The sequence below is a fragment of the Laspinema palackyanum D2c genome (assembly GCF_025370875.1).
GTDB lineage: Bacteria > Cyanobacteriota > Cyanobacteriia > Cyanobacteriales > Laspinemataceae > Laspinema > Laspinema palackyanum.
Genome location: NZ_JAMXFD010000009.1, coordinates 37,204 through 57,162, shown reverse-complemented (window position 1 = coordinate 57,162; position 19,959 = coordinate 37,204). Strand labels below are relative to the sequence as shown.

Here is a 19,959-nt window from a genome sequence, read left to right as displayed (position 1 = left end):
TAAAATCCCCCTGCAAACTCCCTCATCCCGACCCTTTCACCACACTAGAAATCCGTTCCACCAACTCAGAAACGGGTAAAGAAACATCCAAATGAATCGCCTCATCGGGAGTCGGTTCTTCTAACGCATCAAATTGACTATTTAGCAAATCTGCTGGCATAAAATGGTCTGTTCGCGACTGCATTCGTTCCTGAATCACTGCCTGGGAACCCTTCAAATAAACCAACTTAATGGGTTCCAAAGAACAATCCAAAATTTCGCGATAAGATTGCTTCAATGCCGAACAAGCTAACACCACATTTTTATCTTGCTGTAACCAAGCGGAGATTTGTTGACGCATTGCCATTAACCAAGGGTGGCGATCGCTCTCATCCAAGGGAATTCCCCGACTCATTTTCTCCACATTTTCCGGGGAATGTAAATCATCGGCATCCATAAACTGCCAGCCTAACTGCTCTGCCAGACGCTTCCCGACGGTAGTTTTCCCCGAACCCGATACTCCCATGATGATGACAATGGTCACCGTTAAAGCTCCTTTTTCTGCCGACTGTGATTGCTTTGGCGCGTCTCTCGATTCCTCAGTTGAGAGCGATCGCGCTTTTATGGGTTTCCGTTGCTACAGATTCCCCCTGTGGGTCCAATTTTACTATTATAAAACATCTTTGCCTTTGAGATAAACCCTGCCAGTACCAGAAGCGTCACAACCTCACCGAAATTTACCCAATTCAGGGTTTTCATTAGATAACGCAACTCACCCTTGAAAATAGCTCAGGGGTGATTCACTACTTGAAGCAAACCGCAATAATACAGCAATAACTAAAATGGAACGTAAGTTTATCGAATTTTATAAGGTGACTAATATTGTATCTAAGCGGGTTAGTCCCCTTGATTTAGAAGCCCGTAAATATTATGTAGATTTATCGCCGGTTATTGGAAATGAAGTTGAAAAAATTCATGATAAAATCATTATTACTGGGCAGCACGAACCAACTTGCACAGTGTTAACAGGCTATATTGATTCAGGCAAATCAACGGAACTCCTACGATTAAAACATAAATTAGAAGTGGCAGGGTTTCATGTGGTTTATTTTGAAGCCTATGAAGACTTGGATATGATTCAGGTATCCATCGCCCATATTTGGCTGGCGATCGCCTGTCGCATTGTCCAAAGTTTGGAGACAATAGAAATCAAGACGCCCAAAAAACTTAATAAATTTCTACAAGAATCTTTGCAAATTTTCTATTTTGACGTTCAAGAAGAAATAAAAGAAGCAATTTCAAAAAATGTTCGGCTAAAACTAGGAAAAGATGGAGATATTTTTACTTGGTGTATAGAAATGAGAGAGGTTATAAAAAACTCTCAAAAAAAATCGTTCTTTTATCAACCTTTAAGTCAATTTTGGAATTCCCAAAAAAGCGAACTTATAGAAGCGATAAATCAGGAGTTAATCGAACCCCTGGTTACCCAAATAAAAGCCCAAGGAAAACAGGGATTAGTTGTGATAGGGGAGGGTTTAGACGGAATTTATAACATTAGATTACCCGGGGGTCAAGTACAAACTGAATATTTATTTGTTGACCAAGGAGAATATTTGACAAAGCTAAATTGTCATGTAGTTTATACCCTACCCATCTCCCTAGTATTTTCCAATCATTATGAAATGCTGACTCAGCACTTTGGTGAACTGAGAGTTTTGCCAATGGTGCCGGTGCGATCGCGCGAGGGTCAAGAACATCAGGAGGGAATGGCACGCTTACGACAACTGGTCCTCATCAAAGCCTTTCCTGAGTTGGATGAACAACAGCGTTTAGAGGCAATTTCGCTAGTTTTTGAAAATGCTGAAGCCTTAGATAGATTATGCCGCATTAGTGGAGGTCATATCCGCAATTTAGCTGGTTTATTATACAGGTGCGTGATGGAAGGGGAGGATTTTTCTTTTCCTCTAAAGCGGCAAGCCTTAGAAAAGGTCATTGATTCCTATAAAGAAGACTTAAGAGCAGCAATTAATGAGGAAGAATGGGAGTTGTTACGTGAGGTAAAAACCTCCCAAATGGTGAAAATAGGAGACTCAAAATATCAAATGCTTATTCGCTCTATGTTTGTATTAAAATATGGCGACGGTAATCAGGAGTGGTTTGATATTAATCCAGTCCTGAGTGAAGCCGAAGAAATGCAAAAATAAGCCAATCTAATCCTGAGTTTTAGATGAAGCAGGACCGGGCAGATTTATACCCACTCCTACGGGCGATCGCAAGCAACCGAGTCCACAACCTACCCAATTTAGCAGTTTTGTTAGATAATAGATAAGGCTGTTCCCCTGGGGTCCTAGCGATGTGGACCCGATCGTCCAAAACTGCTGAGAGTCTCCCCTACCATCCAACGGCAAAACCACCCCAATTATGACAATGACCCCTGATATCCGTGACTTTTATCGTGCTACTGAACCCGGACGGGCCCTAGTTTGTGCCAACCCCGAGGACCGGAAATATTACATTGATTTTTCCACGGTTCGCGGTGGTGAAATTATTGATAAACTTAAGAACAAAATCACCTTTTTCATGCCCGATCGCCCGACTTGTGCCTTGTTTACGGGCCATATTGGTTGTGGGAAATCCACGGAACTTTTGCGGCTGAAAATGGAACTGGAAAAGGCCGGGTTTCATGTGGTTTATTTTGCTTCCAGTGATGACTTGGAACTGACGGATGTGGATATCGTGGATGTGTTGCTGGCGATCGCCTCTCGCATCTCCCACAGTTTAGAGTCCATTCAACTGCTGCAAACGAGCAAGCTCAAAGCGTTGCTGCAAGACGTTTCCCGGGTTCTCAACGCGGATATTCAAGGAATCAAAGCCAAAATTCCAAAAATTGGCGATGTGGGAATCAGCGGACAAGGAGACAACTTTACCTTGTCTATGGGAATTGGGGAAATTACAGCGCAAGTCAAGCAAGATGCTTCTTTACGGAAAAAGCTGAATCAGTTTTTAGGACCCCAAAAACAACAACTGCTGGATGCCATTAATCAGGAGTTGATTGAACCGGCGATCGCAAAATTAAAAGAACAAGGAAAGCAGGGTTTGGTCGCCATTGTAGACAATTTGGACCGCCTCGATAATAGTCCGAAATTCGGGGGGAAACCGCAACAAGAATATCTATTTGTGGACCAAGGGGAATATTTAAGCAAGCTGAATTGTCATCTGGTTTATACCCTACCTTTGGCGCTGAAATTCTCCAATAGTTATGGAATGCTGACACAGCGATTTGAGGACCCGAAAGTGTTGCCAATGGTCCCGGTGCGATCGCACGATGGCAGTGAACATCAAGCGGGGATGGCCCTCTTGCGGCAAATGGTCCTAGCGAGAGCTTTTCCCGACTTGGACGCACAACAACGCTTAGATGCCATTCCCCTGATTTTTGACAGTCCCGACACCTTAGATCGCCTCTGTCAAATTAGTGGGGGTCACGTTCGGGATTTACTCAAATTGCTGAATACCTGGATTATGGAAGAAATGCAGTTTCCCCTGGGTCGTCAAACCTTAGAAACCGTGATTCAATCCAGTCAAAATGATATGATAATCCCGATTTCTGAGTCAGAATGGGAGTTATTGCGGGAGGTCAAAACTCGCCAACAGGTTAACGATGATACGGGATATCAGCAGTTGATTCGGAGTCGGTTTGTGTTTGAGTATCGGGATAACGGAAAAGTTTGGTTTGATGTGAATCCAATTTTAGCCGAAGCGGGGAAACTATAGAGATGAATCACTCCTTTAATCCAGAACAAATCAGCCCGGAAAATGAGAAGGCTTTAAAAAAATTGGCTTGGGCATTGGAGGCATCTCGGGGGGAGTTTAAGCTGTTTATTGCCCGCTGTAATTATATCCAATTGCGGGACCGGCTGGCCCAAAGATTACAACAGCTTTGTTCCGTGGAAATTCGCCGAATTGAGGTCAAAGCAGGGGACCGATTGCTGCATAGCCGAATTCGGCTAGAATTGGGGGAAGAACAACCGGATGCGCTGATGGTGTTTGGGTTAGAAATTGTTACGGATATTCAGACCCTGCTGAGTTCGGCGAATCAAGTCCGGGAGGAGTTTCAGAACCATTTTCATTTTCCCCTGGTGCTGTGGGTGAATGATGAAGTCCAGAAAAAAGTCCGCCAGATTGCCCCGGATTTGGAGAGTTGGGCGATTCCGGTACAATTTACGATGGATCGAGAGGCGATCGCCTCTTTTGTCACGGCAACCGCCCAGAGTTGGTTTGCCAATCAACTGCAACTCACTCGCCAATCTGCCTTAAAATTGCAAGGAGAACTGGCAGCAGCGCAACAGGATTTAATCAGTCAAGGTGGATTAGATGAAGAACTCAATGCCAATTTAGAGAGTCTATTGGGTGCGGTTAAATTCATCCTCGATTCCCCGGATTTGGCCCTCGTCCATTATCAACTGGCGGCGAACTGGTGGGATAAATCTCATCAGTTAGAACGCCTAGGAAAAATTTATCATCAAATTGCCGTTTGCCATTATATCAAAGCCCGAAAACAACGGAATTTAGAACCCTCCGATTGGCAACCTACACGGGAAGCACTCGCCCAATGTTTAGCCACTTTTGAACAAACGGAAAACCCCCATTTAATTGCTGATTCCCTAGACAGCATCGGCAAAATATTACGCCAGTTGCAAGACTGGGAGACCCTGCAACACCTGGCAACCGAGGCGTTATCCATCCATGAAACCCAAAATCAGCCCCAAGAAGCGGCGCGAGATTACGGGTTTTTAGGGGAAGTTGCTTTATCCCAAGAAGATTGGAACCGGGCTAAAGAATTAGCGGAAAAAGCCCTAGAGATTTTAACCTCAAATTTTGGGGTTGTCTCTGAGTATTTGAGGGGAAACCTGCACCCCCAACCGGAAGAACGCCGAGTTTTGTATGATGCGAGTTTATATTATTTTATTTTAGCCCAAGCGGAGCAGAATTTAAACCATCCCGAACCGGCCCTCGGTCATTTGGAAGCAGCAAAACAAGCGGGGAGTCCGGATAATGATACGAAACTTTATATCGATATTCTCTGTCAATTACATATCCTGTATTTTCGGCAAAAACAATATTTAGAAGCCTTTCACATCAAATTAACCCGATACTCCGTTGAACAACAATATGGAATCAGAGCCTTTGTCGGGGCTTGTTGGATTCAACCGCAACGGCAGGAGAGTTTTGGTCTAATTCTAGGGGAAAAGCGCGAAACGGTGGCCCCGGAAATAGCCGCTTCTGGGCGGATGCTGGATGTAGAAAAAATTGTCCAAGAAATTGGCGAGAATAATTCTCGAATCCTGGTGATTCATGGACAATCCGGGGTGGGAAAAAGCTCTCTGGTGAATGGGGGAATTATTCCCAAGTTAAAGGAAAATTCAATGGGATATGAGGAATATTTACCCATTGCAGTGCGAGTTTATACGAACTGGAAAGAAGAATTTGCCAACAGCTTGGCGGAGGCATTAGCAGAGAAAGGGATAACTGGGCAGCCTGTCCCTGGGTCGGAAAAAGGGCAATTAGAATTGTTCCTGAAACAGTTGCAGGAGAACGAGCAACGAAATAGGCGATCGATACTCATTTTCGACCAATTTGAAGAGTTCTTTTTTGCTTGCCCCACCCCCAGGGAACGGCGGCAATTTTTTAATTTTCTCGGGGATTGTCTGAGCCAAATTGTCAGCATCAAAGTTATTCTATCCCTGCGAGAGGATTATTTGCACGAATTATTAGCGTGCGATCGGCTAGAAAGCATGATGATTATCAACAATGATATCCTCGCCCGCAAAGTCCGTTATCCCCTCGGTAACTTTCTCCCGGAGGATGCTCAACAAATTATCCAGCGCTTAACGGAAAAATCACAAATTTGGTTTCCCGATGCCTTAATTAAGGAATTAGTCCAGGAATTAGCAGCGGAATTAGATGCCGTGCGCCCTATTGAATTGCAAATCGTTGGCGCACAACTGCAAGCGGAAAATATTACCACCTTAGCGGAGTATCAGGAACGGGGACCCAAAACCGAATTTGTCAAGCGCTACTTAGACGATGTGGTAAAAGACTGCGGACTCGAAAACCAGGAGATAGGGGAACGGGTCCTGTACTTGCTCACTGATGAAAAAGGCACTCGTCCCCTGAAAACGCGGGAGGAAATAGCGCAGGAGTTACAGGAACTCGCCGCCGATTTGACGGGAGAGGTTAGCCAATTAGATTTAGTGTTGAAAATTTTTGTAGACTCTGGCTTAGTGTTGCTAATCCAGGAAAAGCCAGCCGAACGGTATCAACTGGTTCATGATTACTTAGCGGAGTTTATTCGCAAGCAACAACAGCCTCAGTTAGAACGATTAAGGGCTGAACTGGAACAAGAAAGAACCCAACGGAAATTATTAGAAGCCGAACGTCAAAAGACCCAGGAAGAGTTAGAACAGGAAAGAAAGGCCAAGCAAATCTTAGCAGAAGCCTCTAAGAAAGCAGCACAGCGAATTCGCCTGAGTACACGAATTTTGGCCGCCTCCTTAATCGCCGCCACAATCACCGGAGGACTTGCCATTAAAGCCACTCAAACCCTGGAGGAAGCCCGAGAAGGGACGAGACTTGAACGCGAAGGGTTAAATGCCTTACGACAATTTGAAGCCTATCAACTCGATGGATTAGTCTCAGCCATGAGCGCGGGGCAAGAGTTAAAAGCCCTGGTTAAGCACAAGCGTTCCCTCTCAGATTATCCCACTCTAACCCCGATGCTGGCCTTGCACACCATCATCAACCAGATCTCGGAACGGAATAAACTTCAACATCAGGATTCGGTCTCCAGCGCCAGTTTCAGCCCAGACGGGGAGAGCATCGTCACCGCCTCCTCGGACAACACCGCCCGGGTCTGGGAGCGCCGTGGCCAGATGATTGCCGAACTCAAGGGCCATCAGGGTCGGGTCTGGAATGCCAGTTTCAGCCCAGACGGGGAGAGCATCGTCACCGCCTCAGAGGACAACACCGCCCGGGTCTGGGAGCGCAGCGGCAAGCTCGTGGCGGAACTCACCGGCCATCAGGGTTCGGTCTCCAACGCCAGTTTCAGCCCGGAAGGGGAGAACATCCTCACCGTCTCAGATGACAACACCGCCCGGGTCTGGGACCGCCGTGGCCAGATGATTGCCGAACTCAAGGGCCATCAGGGTCGGGTCTGGAATGCCAGTTTCAGCCCGGACGGGGAGAGCATCGTCACCGCCTCAGAGGACAACACCGCCCGGGTGTGGGAGCGCCGTGGCCAGATGATTGCCGAACTCAAGGGCCATCAGGGTCTGATCGGGGATGCCAGTTTCAGCCCAGACGGGGAGAGCATCCTCACCGCCTCAGATGACAACACCGCCCGGGTGTGGGAGCGCCGTGGCCAGATGATTGCCGAACTCAAGGGCCATCAGGGTGCGGTTTGGGATGCCAGTTTCAGCCCAGACGGGGAGAGCATCATCACCGCCTCAGATGACAAAACCGCCCGGGTCTGGGACCGCAGTGGCCAGATGATTGCCGAACTCACCGGCCATCAGAGTGCGGTTTGGGATGCCAGTTTCAGCCCAGACGGGAAGAGCATCCTCACCGTCTCAGACGACACCGCCCGGGTGTGGGAGCGCAGTGGCCAGATGATTGCCGAACTCAAGGGCCATCAGGGTCGGCTCAGAAGCGCCAGTTTCAGCCAAGACGGGCAGAGCATCCTCACCGCCTCCTCGGACAACATCGCCCGGGTCTGGGACCGCAGTGGCCAGAGGATTGCCGAACTCAAGGGCCATCAGGGTCTGGTCTGGAATGCCAGTTTCAGCCCAGACGGGGAGAGCATCCTCACCGCCTCAGATGACAACACCGCCCGGGTCTGGGACCGCAGTGGACAGAGGATTGCCAAACTCAAGGGCCATCAAGATGGGATCAACAGCGCCAGTTTCAGCCCAGACGGGGAGAGCATCCTCACCACCTCAGATGACAACACCGCCCAGGTCTGGGACCGCCGTGGCCAGAGGATTGCCGAACTCAAGGGCCATCCGATGGGGGTCTTCAGCGGCAGTTTCAGCCCAGACGGAGAGAGCATCCTCACCGTTTCACATGACGACACCGCCCGGGTCTGGGACCTCCATGGCCAGATGATTGCCGAACTCAAGGGCCATCAGAATGGGGTCTTCAGCGCCAGTTTCAGCCCAGACGGGGAGAGTGTCGTCACCGCATCAAATGACAAAACCGCCCGGGTCTGGAACCTCCGTGGCCAGATGATTGCCGAACTCAAGGGCCATCAGAATGGGGTCTACAGCGCCAGTTTCAGCCCAGACGGGGAGAGCATCGTCACCGCCTCAGAGGACAACACCGCCCGGGTCTGGGACCGCCGGGGCCAAATGATTGCCGAACTCAAGGGCCATCAGGGTACGGTCTACAGCGCCAGTTTCAGCCCAGACGGGGAAAGCGTCGTCACCGCCTCAGAGGACAACACCGCCCGGGTCTGGGACCGCCGGGGCCAAATGATTGCCGAACTCAAGGGCCATCAGGGTACGGTCTGGAATGCCAGTTTCAGCCCAGACGGGGAGAGTGTCGTCACCGCATCAAATGACAAAACCGCCCGGGTCTGGAACCTCCGTGGTCAAATGATTGCCGAACTCAAGGGCCATCAGGGTACGGTCTGGAATGCCAGTTTCAGCCCAGACGGGGAGCGCATCCTCACCGCCTCAGAGGACAACACCGCCCGGGTGTGGGACCGCAGCGGCAAGCTGGTGGCAGAACTCACCGGCCATCAGGATGGGGTCAACAGCGCCAGTTTCAGCCCGGACGGGGAGCGCATCCTCACCGCCTCCTGGGACAAAACCGCCCGGGTGTGGCCTGTGGGAAGTTTGGATGAGTTGCTGGAGTGGGGATGTGACTGGCTTGGGGATTATCTGGTTACCCATCCCAGGGAATTAGAAAAGTTAGAGACTTGTCAAACGCCATCCAATTTGGCAGAGGCAGCAATCTATTTAGTCCGAGAAGGGGAGGTGCAAGCGAGAGCGGGTCAGGTGGATGCGGCAGTGGCGACGTTCCGCAAGGCGTTGAAGTGGAATGCAGAGTTAGATTTTAATCCGGAAGTTAAAGCGAAGCAGCTTGCCGAGGAGGGAAATCCAGAATAAGCGGGTCAGGTCAGCTTTGATATTTGGAGGGTTTGGTTACCCCTAAAATAGACAATCAATTTCAATTTATTCCTCTAATTTTTACCCAGGAGTTAATCTCATGAAACCTGAACTTTATCAAGAAATTGTTTTGAAAGAAGACTGGGAGGAATTTAATCTGCACCGGGGTGATATTGCTACTTTAATTGACTTTGTACCTTCACCAACTGGGGGCGAAGATGGCGCGATTTTAGAAGTGTTTAATGTCCGGGGAGAGGCGATCGCCCTCGTGACGGTTCTGGTTTCTAGTATTGAGGGTCTCCCGCCTGATGATTGACTGTCCATTGGGTGACTCTGGGGATGATGCTGGGATAGGGAACAGTTTTTAGGGAGTGGGTGGGTTTGGTGCTTTAGGGGATAACGACTGAAGTCGTTACTACGAACATCGGGAGGGATAACGCCTGAAGGCGTTACTACGAACGTTGGAGGGATAACGCCTGAAGGCGTTACTACGAACATCGGGAGAATGAGGGTTGGGGTGGCGCGGAATTTTCGGGTCTGCCGTAAAATAAGCAGAACTGCCCCCACTTTAAAATCTTACTCTGTAATATCCATGACTCATTCCACTGATATTCTGACTTTGGCGCGTTGGATGGCGTCGGACTTTAGCAATTTTGACCAGGCGATCGAGAATCCGCCGTTTTTTGCCCATATTCGGGTCTGTATGCGGCCCCTGCCTTATGAGTTCCTCGATGGGGTCAGTCTGTATTTAGAGCAGGCTTATGATTTTATGCTCAATGAGCCCTATCGGGTGCGGGTGTTGAAGTTGGTCCCAAAGGGCGATCGCATTGAAATCGAAAACTACAAGGTCCAGGATGAGGCATCTTTCTACGGATCCGCCCGCGATCGCCATCTCCTGCAATCCCTCACCCCAGACAAGCTCGAAAAAATTGCCGGTTCTACCTTCATTACGGAATGGACTGGATCCAAATTTCAGGGCGAGGTGGAACCTGGAAAAAGCTGCATTGTGGTTCGTAAGAATCGCACTACCTATCTGGATAGTCGGTTTGAAATTGATGAAAATGTCTTTATCAGTCACGATCGCGGACTGGACCCCGATACCGATGAGCACGTCTGGGGTTCCGTTGCCGGTCCTTTTGTGTTTAACAAGCGGGTTGCGAGTTTTGCCGATGAGGTGGTGGTGAATTGATACTAAACCCGCCCGCCCGCAGGCTGAAGCCTGGGGCTATACGGACGAAGCCTGCCTCCGCAGGCTAAGAGAGAGACGCGAGATCTTGCATCTGTGCAACAAGCCTTTGTAGACCCCGCGATCCGGCGGGGGATCAATCCCCCGCCTCATAGCTAAAGTCGGTTAAAAACCGACTAGAAAACCCACGGGATAATACTTTCAGTCGGTTTCAACCGACTTAAGTTGTTAGGCGGGGGTTTGAACCCCCGCCGCTTGTTGCAACGCGCATAAGATGTCAGAAAACTGACTTTTGACAACCTGATTGGGGATCAAGGGTAGAATTTCTCCGCAATCTGGGTGTTTCAAGTCAATGTTATAGATTAGCCTGCGGAGGCAGGCTTCGTCCGTATAGCCCCAGGCTTAAGCCTGCGGGGCAGCTTCAGGGTGCAGGTTAAATGAGGCATTTTGTGCTCCGGTATTCCTTAATGCAGATTTTTTTCGGAAATCTGTCAACTCGCTGAAGTGAAATATCCCACAGGTGGCACAAACCTGGTAGAGTTACCGAGTATTGGCAAGCAAGATTCATCTACCTATGAGAGTCCTGGTTATTGGCGGTGACGGCTATTGCGGTTGGGCAACTGCGCTTTACCTATCCAATCACGGTTACGATGTCGCAATTTTAGATAGTTTGGTGCGTCGGCACTGGGATATGCAACTCTGCGTTGAAACCCTAACACCGATCGCCCCGATTCAGCAACGATTGCAGCGTTGGCGCGATCTAACTGGTAAATCTATTGATCTGTTCGTTGGGGATATCACTGATTACGCTTTCTTAAGTAAGGCCCTCCATCAGTTTGAGCCCGATACCATTGTTCACTTTGGTGAGCAGCGATCGGCCCCCTTTTCGATGATTGATCGTGACCATGCGGTTCTCACTCAAGTGAATAACGTGGTGGGAACCCTGAATCTGCTTTACGCCATGAAGGAAGATTTCCCTGACTGCCATCTGGTCAAGTTAGGCACAATGGGCGAATATGGCACACCAAATATCGATATTGAAGAAGGCTATATCACCATTGAGCATAACGGGCGCAAAGATACCCTCCCCTATCCGAAGCAACCGGGAAGTTTCTATCACTTAAGTAAGGTTCACGATAGTCACAATATCCAGTTTGCTTGCAAAATTTGGGGCCTGCGTGCTACGGACTTAAACCAAGGGGTCGTCTATGGGGTCCTGACGGAAGAAACCGGCATGGATGAGATGCTGATCAACCGTCTCGATTACGATGGCGTGTTTGGAACAGCACTCAATCGCTTCTGCATTCAAGCGGCAGTGGGTCATCCCCTGACGGTGTATGGCAAAGGCGGACAAACCCGAGGATTTTTGGATATTCGCGACACGGTGCGCTGTATGGAACTGGCGATCGCCAACCCAGCAGAAGCGGGTCAATTCCGTGTCTTTAACCAATTTACCGAACTATTCAACATCGGTGAACTGGCATCGAAGGTGAAACAAGCTGGAATTGCAATGGGACTGAACATCGAGATTGACCATCTGGAGAACCCCAGAGTTGAACTCGAAGAACATTACTTTAATGCCAAAAATACCAAACTGCTGGATTTAGGTTTACAACCCCATTATCTATCCGATTCCCTACTCGATTCTCTGCTGAATTTCGCCGTTAAATACCAGAACCGAATCGACAAAAACCAGATTCTACCTAAAGTATCTTGGCGACGTTAAACCCTCGTGTTTAGCGGCATCCGGTGAGACTAAAGGATTCTATATCCTGCGTAACTTTCTCAAGGGAGTGCGAAATTCTAGCTCCCCAGTGACCAGAGCTAGAATCTCGCACTATCATTCATCAATTAAAACCGTTGAAGTTGCAAAGAGGCTGACCTAAAAACCCTTGCGTAACTAAAATTTGATATGAGAATTGCACTTTTTACCGAAACCTTTTATCCCAAAGTTGATGGCATCGTCACCCGACTTTGCCGCACTGTCGAACAACTGCAACGTGCAGGAGATCAAGTCCTCGTCTTTTCTCCAGACTACGGCATTACTGAATACAAAGGAGCCGAAGTTTACGGCGTCACCGGGTATCCCTTACCCCTCTATCCCGAACTGAAATTAGCCTTTCCCACGCCATCCTTACGGCGCAAACTTGAAGATTTTCAACCGGATTTAATTCATGTGGTCAACCCGGCTGTTTTAGGAGTCGGGGGAATTTATTACGCTAAAAGTCTGAAAATTCCCTTAGTTGCTTCTTACCATACCCACCTCCCCAAATATTTGCAACATTATGGGTTAGGAGTGCTAGAACCCCTGCTGTGGGAATTGCTGAAAGCGGCTCATAATCAAGCGGAATTGAACCTCTGCACCTCAATGGCAATGGTGGAAGAATTGCGAAATCATGACATTGAACGGGTGGATTTGTGGCAGCGTGGGGTGGATACGGAGTTATTTCAACCTCATTTAGCCAGTCGAGAAATGCGGAGTCGCCTGAGTCAAGGACATCCCGACAGTCCCCTGCTGCTGTATGTGGGACGACTCGGTGCCGAGAAAGAAATCGATCGCATTAAACCCGTCCTAGAAGCGATTCCCGATGCCAGATTAGCCTTAGTCGGTGATGGACCCACCCGGCAACAACTGGAACAGCATTTTGCCGGGACTCCCACCCATTTTGTCGGCTATTTACACGGAGAAGAATTAGCCAGCGCCTTTGCTTCAGCCGATGCCTTTATTTTTCCTTCCCGAACAGAAACTCTAGGGTTAGTGCTGTTAGAAGCAATGGCAGCCGGTTGTCCCGTGGTTGCTGCTGCCAGAGGTGGCATTTTGGATATTGTTACCGATGGGGTTAACGGATACTTGTTTGATCCCGATGAGGAGAACGGTGCGATCGCCGCCACCCAACGCCTCCTCGCCAACCAAATCGAACGCCAGTCCCTCCGCCAAAATGCTCGCAAAGAAGCAGAACAATGGGGATGGCAAGCGGCAACCGCGCAATTGCGACGCTATTACCAAACCATCCTAGGTTCCGGTCGTTTACCCCTAGCTGCCTGACGGAGTTCCTGTTCGTAGTAACGACTTCAGTCGTTTCTTCCTGTTCGTAGTAACGACTTCAGTCGTTTCCGCGTGACGAAAGCGCCAGCCAAGTCACGCACTCATAGATAGAGCATAGAGTCTGCTCGTTTACTTCTTGCAGCCTGATAGCAACAACCGGCGGGGGATAAATCCCCCGCCTAACAGCTAAAGTCGGTTGAAACCGACTGAAAACACCACGGGATAAAACTGGCAGTCGTCTTTAGACGACTTTAGCTATGAGGCGGGGGTTTAAACCCCCGCCGGTGTTGAACTACGAACCAAGAGAACGACTGAAGTCGTTACTACGAACCAAGAGAACGACTGAAGTCGTTACTACGAACCAAGAGAACGACTGAAGTCGTTACTACGAACCAAGAGAACGACTGAAGTCGTGACGTTGAACATCCTCCCCCACCTCCCAATCTCCCCACATTTCCCAGGGGTAGCGTACCATAGAGATCAGGCAAATCTGAGCCGGTAAGCGTTGATAACACATGACATTTTCAGGCACTGGTAGCGTTCTAGCGGCTTTAACTCGGGTGGGTCGCATGGGGGAGTTGACCCGGCGGGTCAAGGATATGCAGGTTGGCGAATTTGTCTGCATCCTTGATTTTATTACGGCAGAATTTCAGCAATGTCTGCTGGCGATCGATCTGATTAATAATGAAGCGCTCGAAATTCTGTTAGAACAACTCCTCGATGCCTTCACCCTCAAAATTAGTCAAATCCTGCAAGCAGAAAAGACGACTATTTTTTTAATTGACCAAGAGAAAGAGCAACTCTGGTCAAAAATTAGCCAGGATGAAACCGGGAAAAGTACCGAAATCCGCTTACCCATCCATATCGGCATTCTCGGTCATGTTGCCTGCAATGGGGAAAGTGTCAATATTGCCGATGTTCGTCATCATCCTTTATTTCAAGCGGAAGTGGATGAACCCCCGGGATGTGACCCGCGAAATCTTCTCTGTGAACCGATTTTTAGCAGCAAAGATACCGATCGCGTGGTAGCGGTGGTCCAGGTCCTCAATAAAATGGGGGAGGTTCCGTTCAACCGCGAGGATCAGCTTCAATTTGCCGGGTTTGCCTCTTCTATTGCAATTATTCTGGAAAGTTGTCAATCGTTTTATGTCGCGGCGAGAAATCAACGCGGGGTGAGTGCGTTACTGGAAGCAACGACGACTTTAGGTCAAAGTCTGGACCTGGAAACGACGTTACGCGCTGTGATGGACCGCGCCAAGGATTTAATGCAGGCCGATCGCAGTACCCTATTTTTACTCAGCAAGGAAACTGACGAACTCTGGACGAAAGTCGCCAAGGCAGATGGCAAAACAATGGTGGAAATTCGGATTCCGGCAAATCGTGGCATTGCCGGTTATGTCGCCTCTACGGGTCAAACACTAAATATTCATGATGCCTATCTGGACCCGAGGTTTGACCCCACGACGGACCGGAAAACGGGATACCAAACCTCTACGATTCTTTGTATGCCAGTTTATAATGCCTCGGGGGAATTAATCGGGGTGACGCAACTGATTAATAAACAGAAGGGGAGTTTTAATTCCTCCGATGAAGCGTTTTTGCGCGCGTTTAATGCTCAAGCGGGAATTGCTTTGCAAAACGCACAATTGTTTGAGAGTGTTTTGCTGGAGAAGCAATATCAAAAAGATATTTTAGAAAGCCTTTCCGATGCGGTGATTTCCACCAATATGGATGGGAAAATTGTCACGATTAATGAGGCGGCGCTAGAGTTGCTGGGATGTCCGATTCAGAAGGAGGACCGCAAACAGAGCGATCGCCAGTTTCAGATTCAGCGGGAAAATAAGCAAAAACTGCTGCTATGGCAGCAAAAGTTACAAGGTCGCTATGTTTGGGAAGTGGTTCCCATCGAACATCTGAGATTTCGCTTAGAGGATGCATTACGAAATGCGGCAAGGCATTTTGTCCCGGAACAAAGTCTGACCATTGGGTTAGTCAAGTTGGATGAAACGAATATGGAAAGTGCGATTTTGGTGATAGGCGATCGCAACAATCCTGAGTTTTACATCCCCTGGAATGAGCCGGATGAAAATGTCATAAAATACCCCAAAAGTCAAGTCAAAGAAATCGAACGCAGTCTCAACCTCACGGTGAATCCTTTAACCAACCCAGAAGGGGGAGTCCGGGGTGGATTAGTCGTTTTAGAAGACATAAGTCGCGAAAAACGGATGAAAACCACCATGTATCGCTACATGACTCCCGGGGTCGCGGAACGAGTCATGGCATTGGGGGAAGATGCCTTAATGGTGGGGGAACGCAAAGAAGTTACTATTCTATTCTCGGATATTCGCGGTTATACAACCCTGACGGAAAACCTAGAAGCGGCAGAAGTCGTCTCGCTTTTGAATAACTATTTCGAGACGATGGTAGAAGCAGTTTTTAACTGTGACGGAACGTTAGATAAATTTATTGGTGATGCGCTAATGGCCGTATTTGGCGCACCATTACCCCTGAAAGAACACGCTTGGAAGGCGGTACAATCGGCCTTAGATATGCGTCGGCGTTTAGATGAATTTAATCGTCAGCAAAAAGAACATAATATTCGCATTGGGATTGGGATTAGTTCCGGGGAAGTTGTTTCTGGAAATATTGGCAGTCAAAAGCGGATGGATTATACGGTGATTGGGGATGGGGTGAATTTAAGTGCACGGTTAGAAAGCGTAACGAAGGAATATAAATGTGATATTATTATTAGCGAATTTACTTATCAACTTTGTAGCGATCGGATATGGGTGAGAGAGTTAGATAAGATTCGGGTGAAGGGGAAAAATCAGGCAGTGGGGATTTATGAATTAATTGGCGATCGTCAGACTCCCCTAGATGCCGCGAAACAGAAATTCTTAGACTTTTATAGCGCCGGACGTGCCGCATATATCTCCAAAAACTTCTTAGAATCGATTACCCTCTTTCAATCCGCAGGCGCAATTTACCCCGAAGACCAAGCGGTGAAAATTCACATTCAAAGAGCGGAGGATTATATAAAAACGCCACCTCCAGAGGACTGGGATGGCGTCCATACGATGACAACAAAGTAATATAAATTGGGTAAAAAGGGTCAATTAAGTATCCCGTTTAACTGACCCTTCATGCCATTCCCCTAAAACCCAATCTGATATTCTTGATAACAGAATAAAAATCAAAATACCCAGCATTGTCACCAGGAATAAGGCGGCAAACATTCGGGGAATTTGTAAATTGTAACCGGCAATTAGCATTTGATAGGCAATCCCGGAATCGGTACCGCCAGTCCCGGCGACAAATTCTGCCACCACAGCACCAATTAAGGATAATCCCCCGCTAATCCGCAATCCTGATAAAAAATAGGGTAAGGCACTGGGGAGTCTCAAATACCAGAGGGTTTGCCAACGGGAGGCTTTATAGAGGATAAATAAATCTCGTAAATTGGGGTCGAGACTATTTAAGCCAAAGGTGGTATTAGAAATAATCGGGAAAAAGGCGACAATCCAGGCACAAGTCACCAATGCGCCAAAGGTATAGTCTTTAAACCAGATAATAATTAAAGGTGCGATCGCCACAATAGGAGTAGTCTGTAAAACAATCGCATAAGGATACAGACTTTTCTCAATCCACTTACTTTGAGACATCAACACCGCAATCATTAACCCAGAAATTGCCGCAGTGATAAAGGCTACTACCGTAATTTTTAAGGTAATGAGCAACGCGGGAAACAGAATCGGCCAATCCTTAATTAAAGCCTGAAAAATATCCGAAGGTTTCGGCAATAAATAAATGGGAGTTTCGGTGACTTCCACCCCAATTTCCCAAGCGGATAGCACCAGAATTCCCACTACAATCGGGGCAATGGTATCCAAAGATAATAACTTATTTTTCTTCAGTTTTGCTAAAATTAAGGCGATATCTTTGTTCATTTTATCGGTTTTAGTAATCTAGGAATCGGTTTTGTCCGAAAGGGATTAACCCGTCCGTAGTTGAGAGGATAGATATATCAATCGACCCAAAGGGCGTCGGTACAAAATGGGTGAGAAACCGGGTTTCTGTCAAAATTTTTCGCAATTCATCATCAATTTGGGTGAGAAACCCGGTTTCTTGTCCCTGGGGTAAACTATACCGATACTTTAGTCAGGGCGGACAGTAGCAGTCTCTAAGTGCCCCGATAGGTCACATGATCATTGTCGGTTTCATACAACTGCATTTCATAGAGCATTCCAGGGGGTAGCTTGGGTTCTAGCATATTCCAAAAGACCACGACCATATTCTCAGCGGTGGGATTGATGCCTTTGAAAGCAGGGACATCTAAATTAATATGCTTGTGATCGACCTCCTCCAGAATTGCGGCATCAATGGCATCTTGAAGGTCAAAGAAATTCAAAACAATCCCGGTTTCGGGATTGACTTCTCCACGAACTGTCACTTTTAATGCATAGTTATGACCATGACCATTAGGATTGTTGCATTTGCCAAATACTCGGCGATTTTCTTCATCGGATAAGGCATCGCTGTGGAGACGATGAGAGGCGGAAAAAGTGACTCGACGGGTGATATAAATCATCGACATACTGAAAACTCCTAAGCATTACTAAAAATTTCAAGGTTAGCGCCGGTGAGACATTTCGCTTGATAGTCATCCGCTAAAAAAACGATGGTGCGCGCCACATCATCCGGGGTGGTTTGGGTTTTTAGAAAGGGCGCAGCTTGTTTCAGAAGAGCGGTATCCACTGCACCGGGGGAAACACTATTCACGCGAATTCCGTGGGGTTTACCTTCTACGGCGAGGGAATCGGTGATGCCAACGACCCCGTATTTACTGGTAATGTAACTGGTGAATCCCGGAAATTTATCGGGTCCGCGAACACCGGAGAGGGAGGCGACATTGACGATCGCACCGCCATGAGATTGAGCGATCGCCCGACGAAAAAACTCACGGCAGTACAAAAATATCCCGGTGACATTCACCGCCATGATCCGTTCCCAGTCCGCCAGTTCAATTTGGGTAAAATCGGTCACTTGAACCATTCCGGCATTATTAATTAAGATATCCACCCGACCGAAGGTGGCGATCGCCTGGTCAAAGACCTCTAGAGTCTGTGCCTCTGAACTGACATCCGCCGGATACACCACAACTTGCTCAGGTTGAGATTCAGTGGCGATCGCCTCTCTCACACCCTCCAGTTGCTCCCCACTCCGACTGACGAGGACCACAGAAGCTCCTCGCTGTGCCAACTGTCGAGCCGTGGCGGCACCAATCCCCCGACCTGCTCCTGTGACAATGGCAACTCGTCCCGCTAAAGATTTCTCCAAATGATTCAGCATCTCCTTCTCGTAGGGGCAAGATTCACTAGAAAACGGCGCTAGAACTCTGGTTGATTGACCCTACTTCAAGGAAACCGTAACTAAGAACCAGGGGTTAATTATAGCAAAATTTTGACCCATCTGAGCCAAAATAATCCAATTATCCAGCTCCTCAATTAAACCCCCTCTATCCTGCCAAACCTCCTGAACTCCAGGGAGATTGAGCTGGATTGAGGGGTAAAAATCACCCAGATTTAGGGAAGCGATTCATCCCGGATGAAGCCTAATTCTTTATCCTAGAGATGCCTTGAATCATCTCGGCCTTTGATAGCAGAATTAGACCGAGAAAAATTGTCGAGGGGATTCCCGGGAATGCGGATCCATTGCTTCCGCTAAAGCGGCATACACCTGTTGACAATAGTTGAGATAACGCTCAGAAGTCCGAAACGCTTCGGTGCGGGGTAACGGTTCATCGATGGGAATCTCAGCGATCGCCCGTCCCGGATTCGCCCCCATCACCACCACTCGCTTGGAGAGATAAACCGCTTCATAAATATTATGAGTCACAAATAGGATGGTTTGACGTTGGTGATTCCATAATGAAAGTAACTCATCATTGAGGTTAGTACGTGTGATATCATCCAAAGCCCCAAAGGGTTCATCCATCAGTAATACTCGGGGTTCCGTGACGATCGCCCGAGCAATAGAAACCCGCATTTTCATCCCCCCGGAAAGCTGGCGGGGATAGGCATTCGCAAAGTTTTTCAATCCGACTAATTCCAACGTCTTGGCAATGGAAGCATCGGCCATTCTTTTGGGAATTCCCATCAGTTTGAGGGGTAAGCGAATATTATTTTTTACCGTACTCCAAGGCATCAAAGCCGGTTCTTGGAACACAAACGCGATCTGTTGTTTTAAGGTGCGATCGGCCCATTCAATTTTTCCCCCACTGCTCTCACTGAGGCCCGCAATAATTCTTAAAATGGTACTTTTCCCACATCCAGAAGGGCCAACTAAACTGACAAAATCTTCCCGATTAACCTTCAGATTTACATCCTTTAAAGCCACCACCCCATTATTAAAAACCTTGCTCACCTGACTGATAGTAATCGCCGTTTCCGGGTTCATCATGTTTTATTTTAACTCAAGAAAGCTAATTTCAAATTCAATTGTAAACCGTTGATTTTCTCTTTGCCGCTGGGTAAGCAGGCTTTTTTAAGAGAGCCATACCCTTAAGGGAAATCCAAAAAATAAAT

The 19,959-nt window shown here is 47.9% G+C and carries 13 protein-coding genes; 8 read left to right on the top strand and 5 right to left on the bottom strand.

Going from position 1 to position 19,959, the window contains the following annotated elements; translation table 11 throughout:
- Positions 1 to 22: 22 nt before the first annotated feature.
- Positions 23 to 523 carry a gluconokinase gene (locus NG795_RS12990; RefSeq protein WP_367289084.1) on the bottom strand — a complete coding sequence of 167 codons (501 nt, stop codon included), beginning with the start codon at positions 521 to 523 and terminating at the stop codon, positions 23 to 25.
- Positions 524 to 821: 298 nt separating this feature from the next.
- On the opposite strand from NG795_RS12990, the gene NG795_RS12985 reads away from it, so the two are divergent.
- From NG795_RS12985 to NG795_RS12950, 8 genes are all read left to right on the top strand, one after another.
- Positions 822 to 2,183 carry an ATP-binding protein gene (locus NG795_RS12985; RefSeq protein WP_367289083.1) on the top strand — a complete coding sequence of 454 codons (1,362 nt, stop codon included), beginning with the start codon at positions 822 to 824 and terminating at the stop codon, positions 2,181 to 2,183.
- 223 nt (positions 2,184 to 2,406) lie between these two features.
- Positions 2,407 to 3,750 (top strand): P-loop NTPase fold protein, encoded by a 1,344-nt coding sequence (locus NG795_RS12980; protein ID WP_367289225.1) that lies wholly within the window; start codon positions 2,407 to 2,409, stop codon positions 3,748 to 3,750.
- A gap of 2 nt (positions 3,751 to 3,752) precedes the next feature.
- Entirely contained in the window at positions 3,753 to 9,143 is a 5,391-nt protein-coding gene (locus NG795_RS12975; RefSeq protein ID WP_367289082.1) for an nSTAND1 domain-containing NTPase, read from the top strand.
- 100 nt (positions 9,144 to 9,243) lie between these two features.
- Positions 9,244 to 9,459: a DUF4926 domain-containing protein gene (locus NG795_RS12970; protein WP_367289081.1), complete on the top strand. Its 216-nt coding sequence runs from the start codon at positions 9,244 to 9,246 to the stop codon at positions 9,457 to 9,459.
- A gap of 276 nt (positions 9,460 to 9,735) precedes the next feature.
- Positions 9,736 to 10,332 carry a chromophore lyase CpcT/CpeT gene (locus NG795_RS12965; RefSeq protein ID WP_367289080.1) on the top strand — a complete coding sequence of 199 codons (597 nt, stop codon included), beginning with the start codon at positions 9,736 to 9,738 and terminating at the stop codon, positions 10,330 to 10,332.
- 571 nt (positions 10,333 to 10,903) lie between these two features.
- A complete protein-coding gene (locus NG795_RS12960; RefSeq protein ID WP_367289079.1) occupies positions 10,904 to 12,055 on the top strand; it encodes an NAD-dependent epimerase/dehydratase family protein in 1,152 nt (383 codons plus the stop codon).
- A 186-nt stretch (positions 12,056 to 12,241) separates the two neighbouring features.
- The gene (locus NG795_RS12955) at positions 12,242 to 13,375 is read left to right on the top strand and encodes a glycosyltransferase (protein ID WP_367289078.1); all 1,134 of its coding nucleotides are present in this window, start codon (positions 12,242 to 12,244) and stop codon (positions 13,373 to 13,375) included.
- 515 nt (positions 13,376 to 13,890) lie between these two features.
- Entirely contained in the window at positions 13,891 to 16,467 is a 2,577-nt protein-coding gene (locus NG795_RS12950; protein ID WP_367289077.1) for a GAF domain-containing protein, read from the top strand.
- Positions 16,468 to 16,491: 24 nt separating this feature from the next.
- On the opposite strand, the gene NG795_RS12945 is transcribed toward NG795_RS12950, so the two are convergent.
- The 4 genes from NG795_RS12945 to NG795_RS12930 all read right to left on the bottom strand — a co-directional run bounded on the left by NG795_RS12945 (position 16,492) and on the right by NG795_RS12930 (position 19,834).
- Complete coding sequence (locus NG795_RS12945; protein WP_367289076.1) at positions 16,492 to 17,322, bottom strand: ABC transporter permease; 831 nt, start codon at positions 17,320 to 17,322, stop codon at positions 16,492 to 16,494.
- 233 nt (positions 17,323 to 17,555) lie between these two features.
- Positions 17,556 to 17,969, bottom strand: coding sequence for a 6-carboxytetrahydropterin synthase (locus NG795_RS12940; RefSeq protein ID WP_367289075.1), 414 nt, complete (start codon positions 17,967 to 17,969; stop codon positions 17,556 to 17,558).
- 11 nt (positions 17,970 to 17,980) lie between these two features.
- Positions 17,981 to 18,724, bottom strand: coding sequence for an SDR family NAD(P)-dependent oxidoreductase (locus tag NG795_RS12935; protein WP_367289074.1), 744 nt, complete (start codon positions 18,722 to 18,724; stop codon positions 17,981 to 17,983).
- 315 nt (positions 18,725 to 19,039) lie between these two features.
- Positions 19,040 to 19,834, bottom strand: coding sequence for an ABC transporter ATP-binding protein (locus NG795_RS12930; RefSeq protein ID WP_367289073.1), 795 nt, complete (start codon positions 19,832 to 19,834; stop codon positions 19,040 to 19,042).
- Between the last annotated feature and the right edge of the window lie 125 nt (positions 19,835 to 19,959).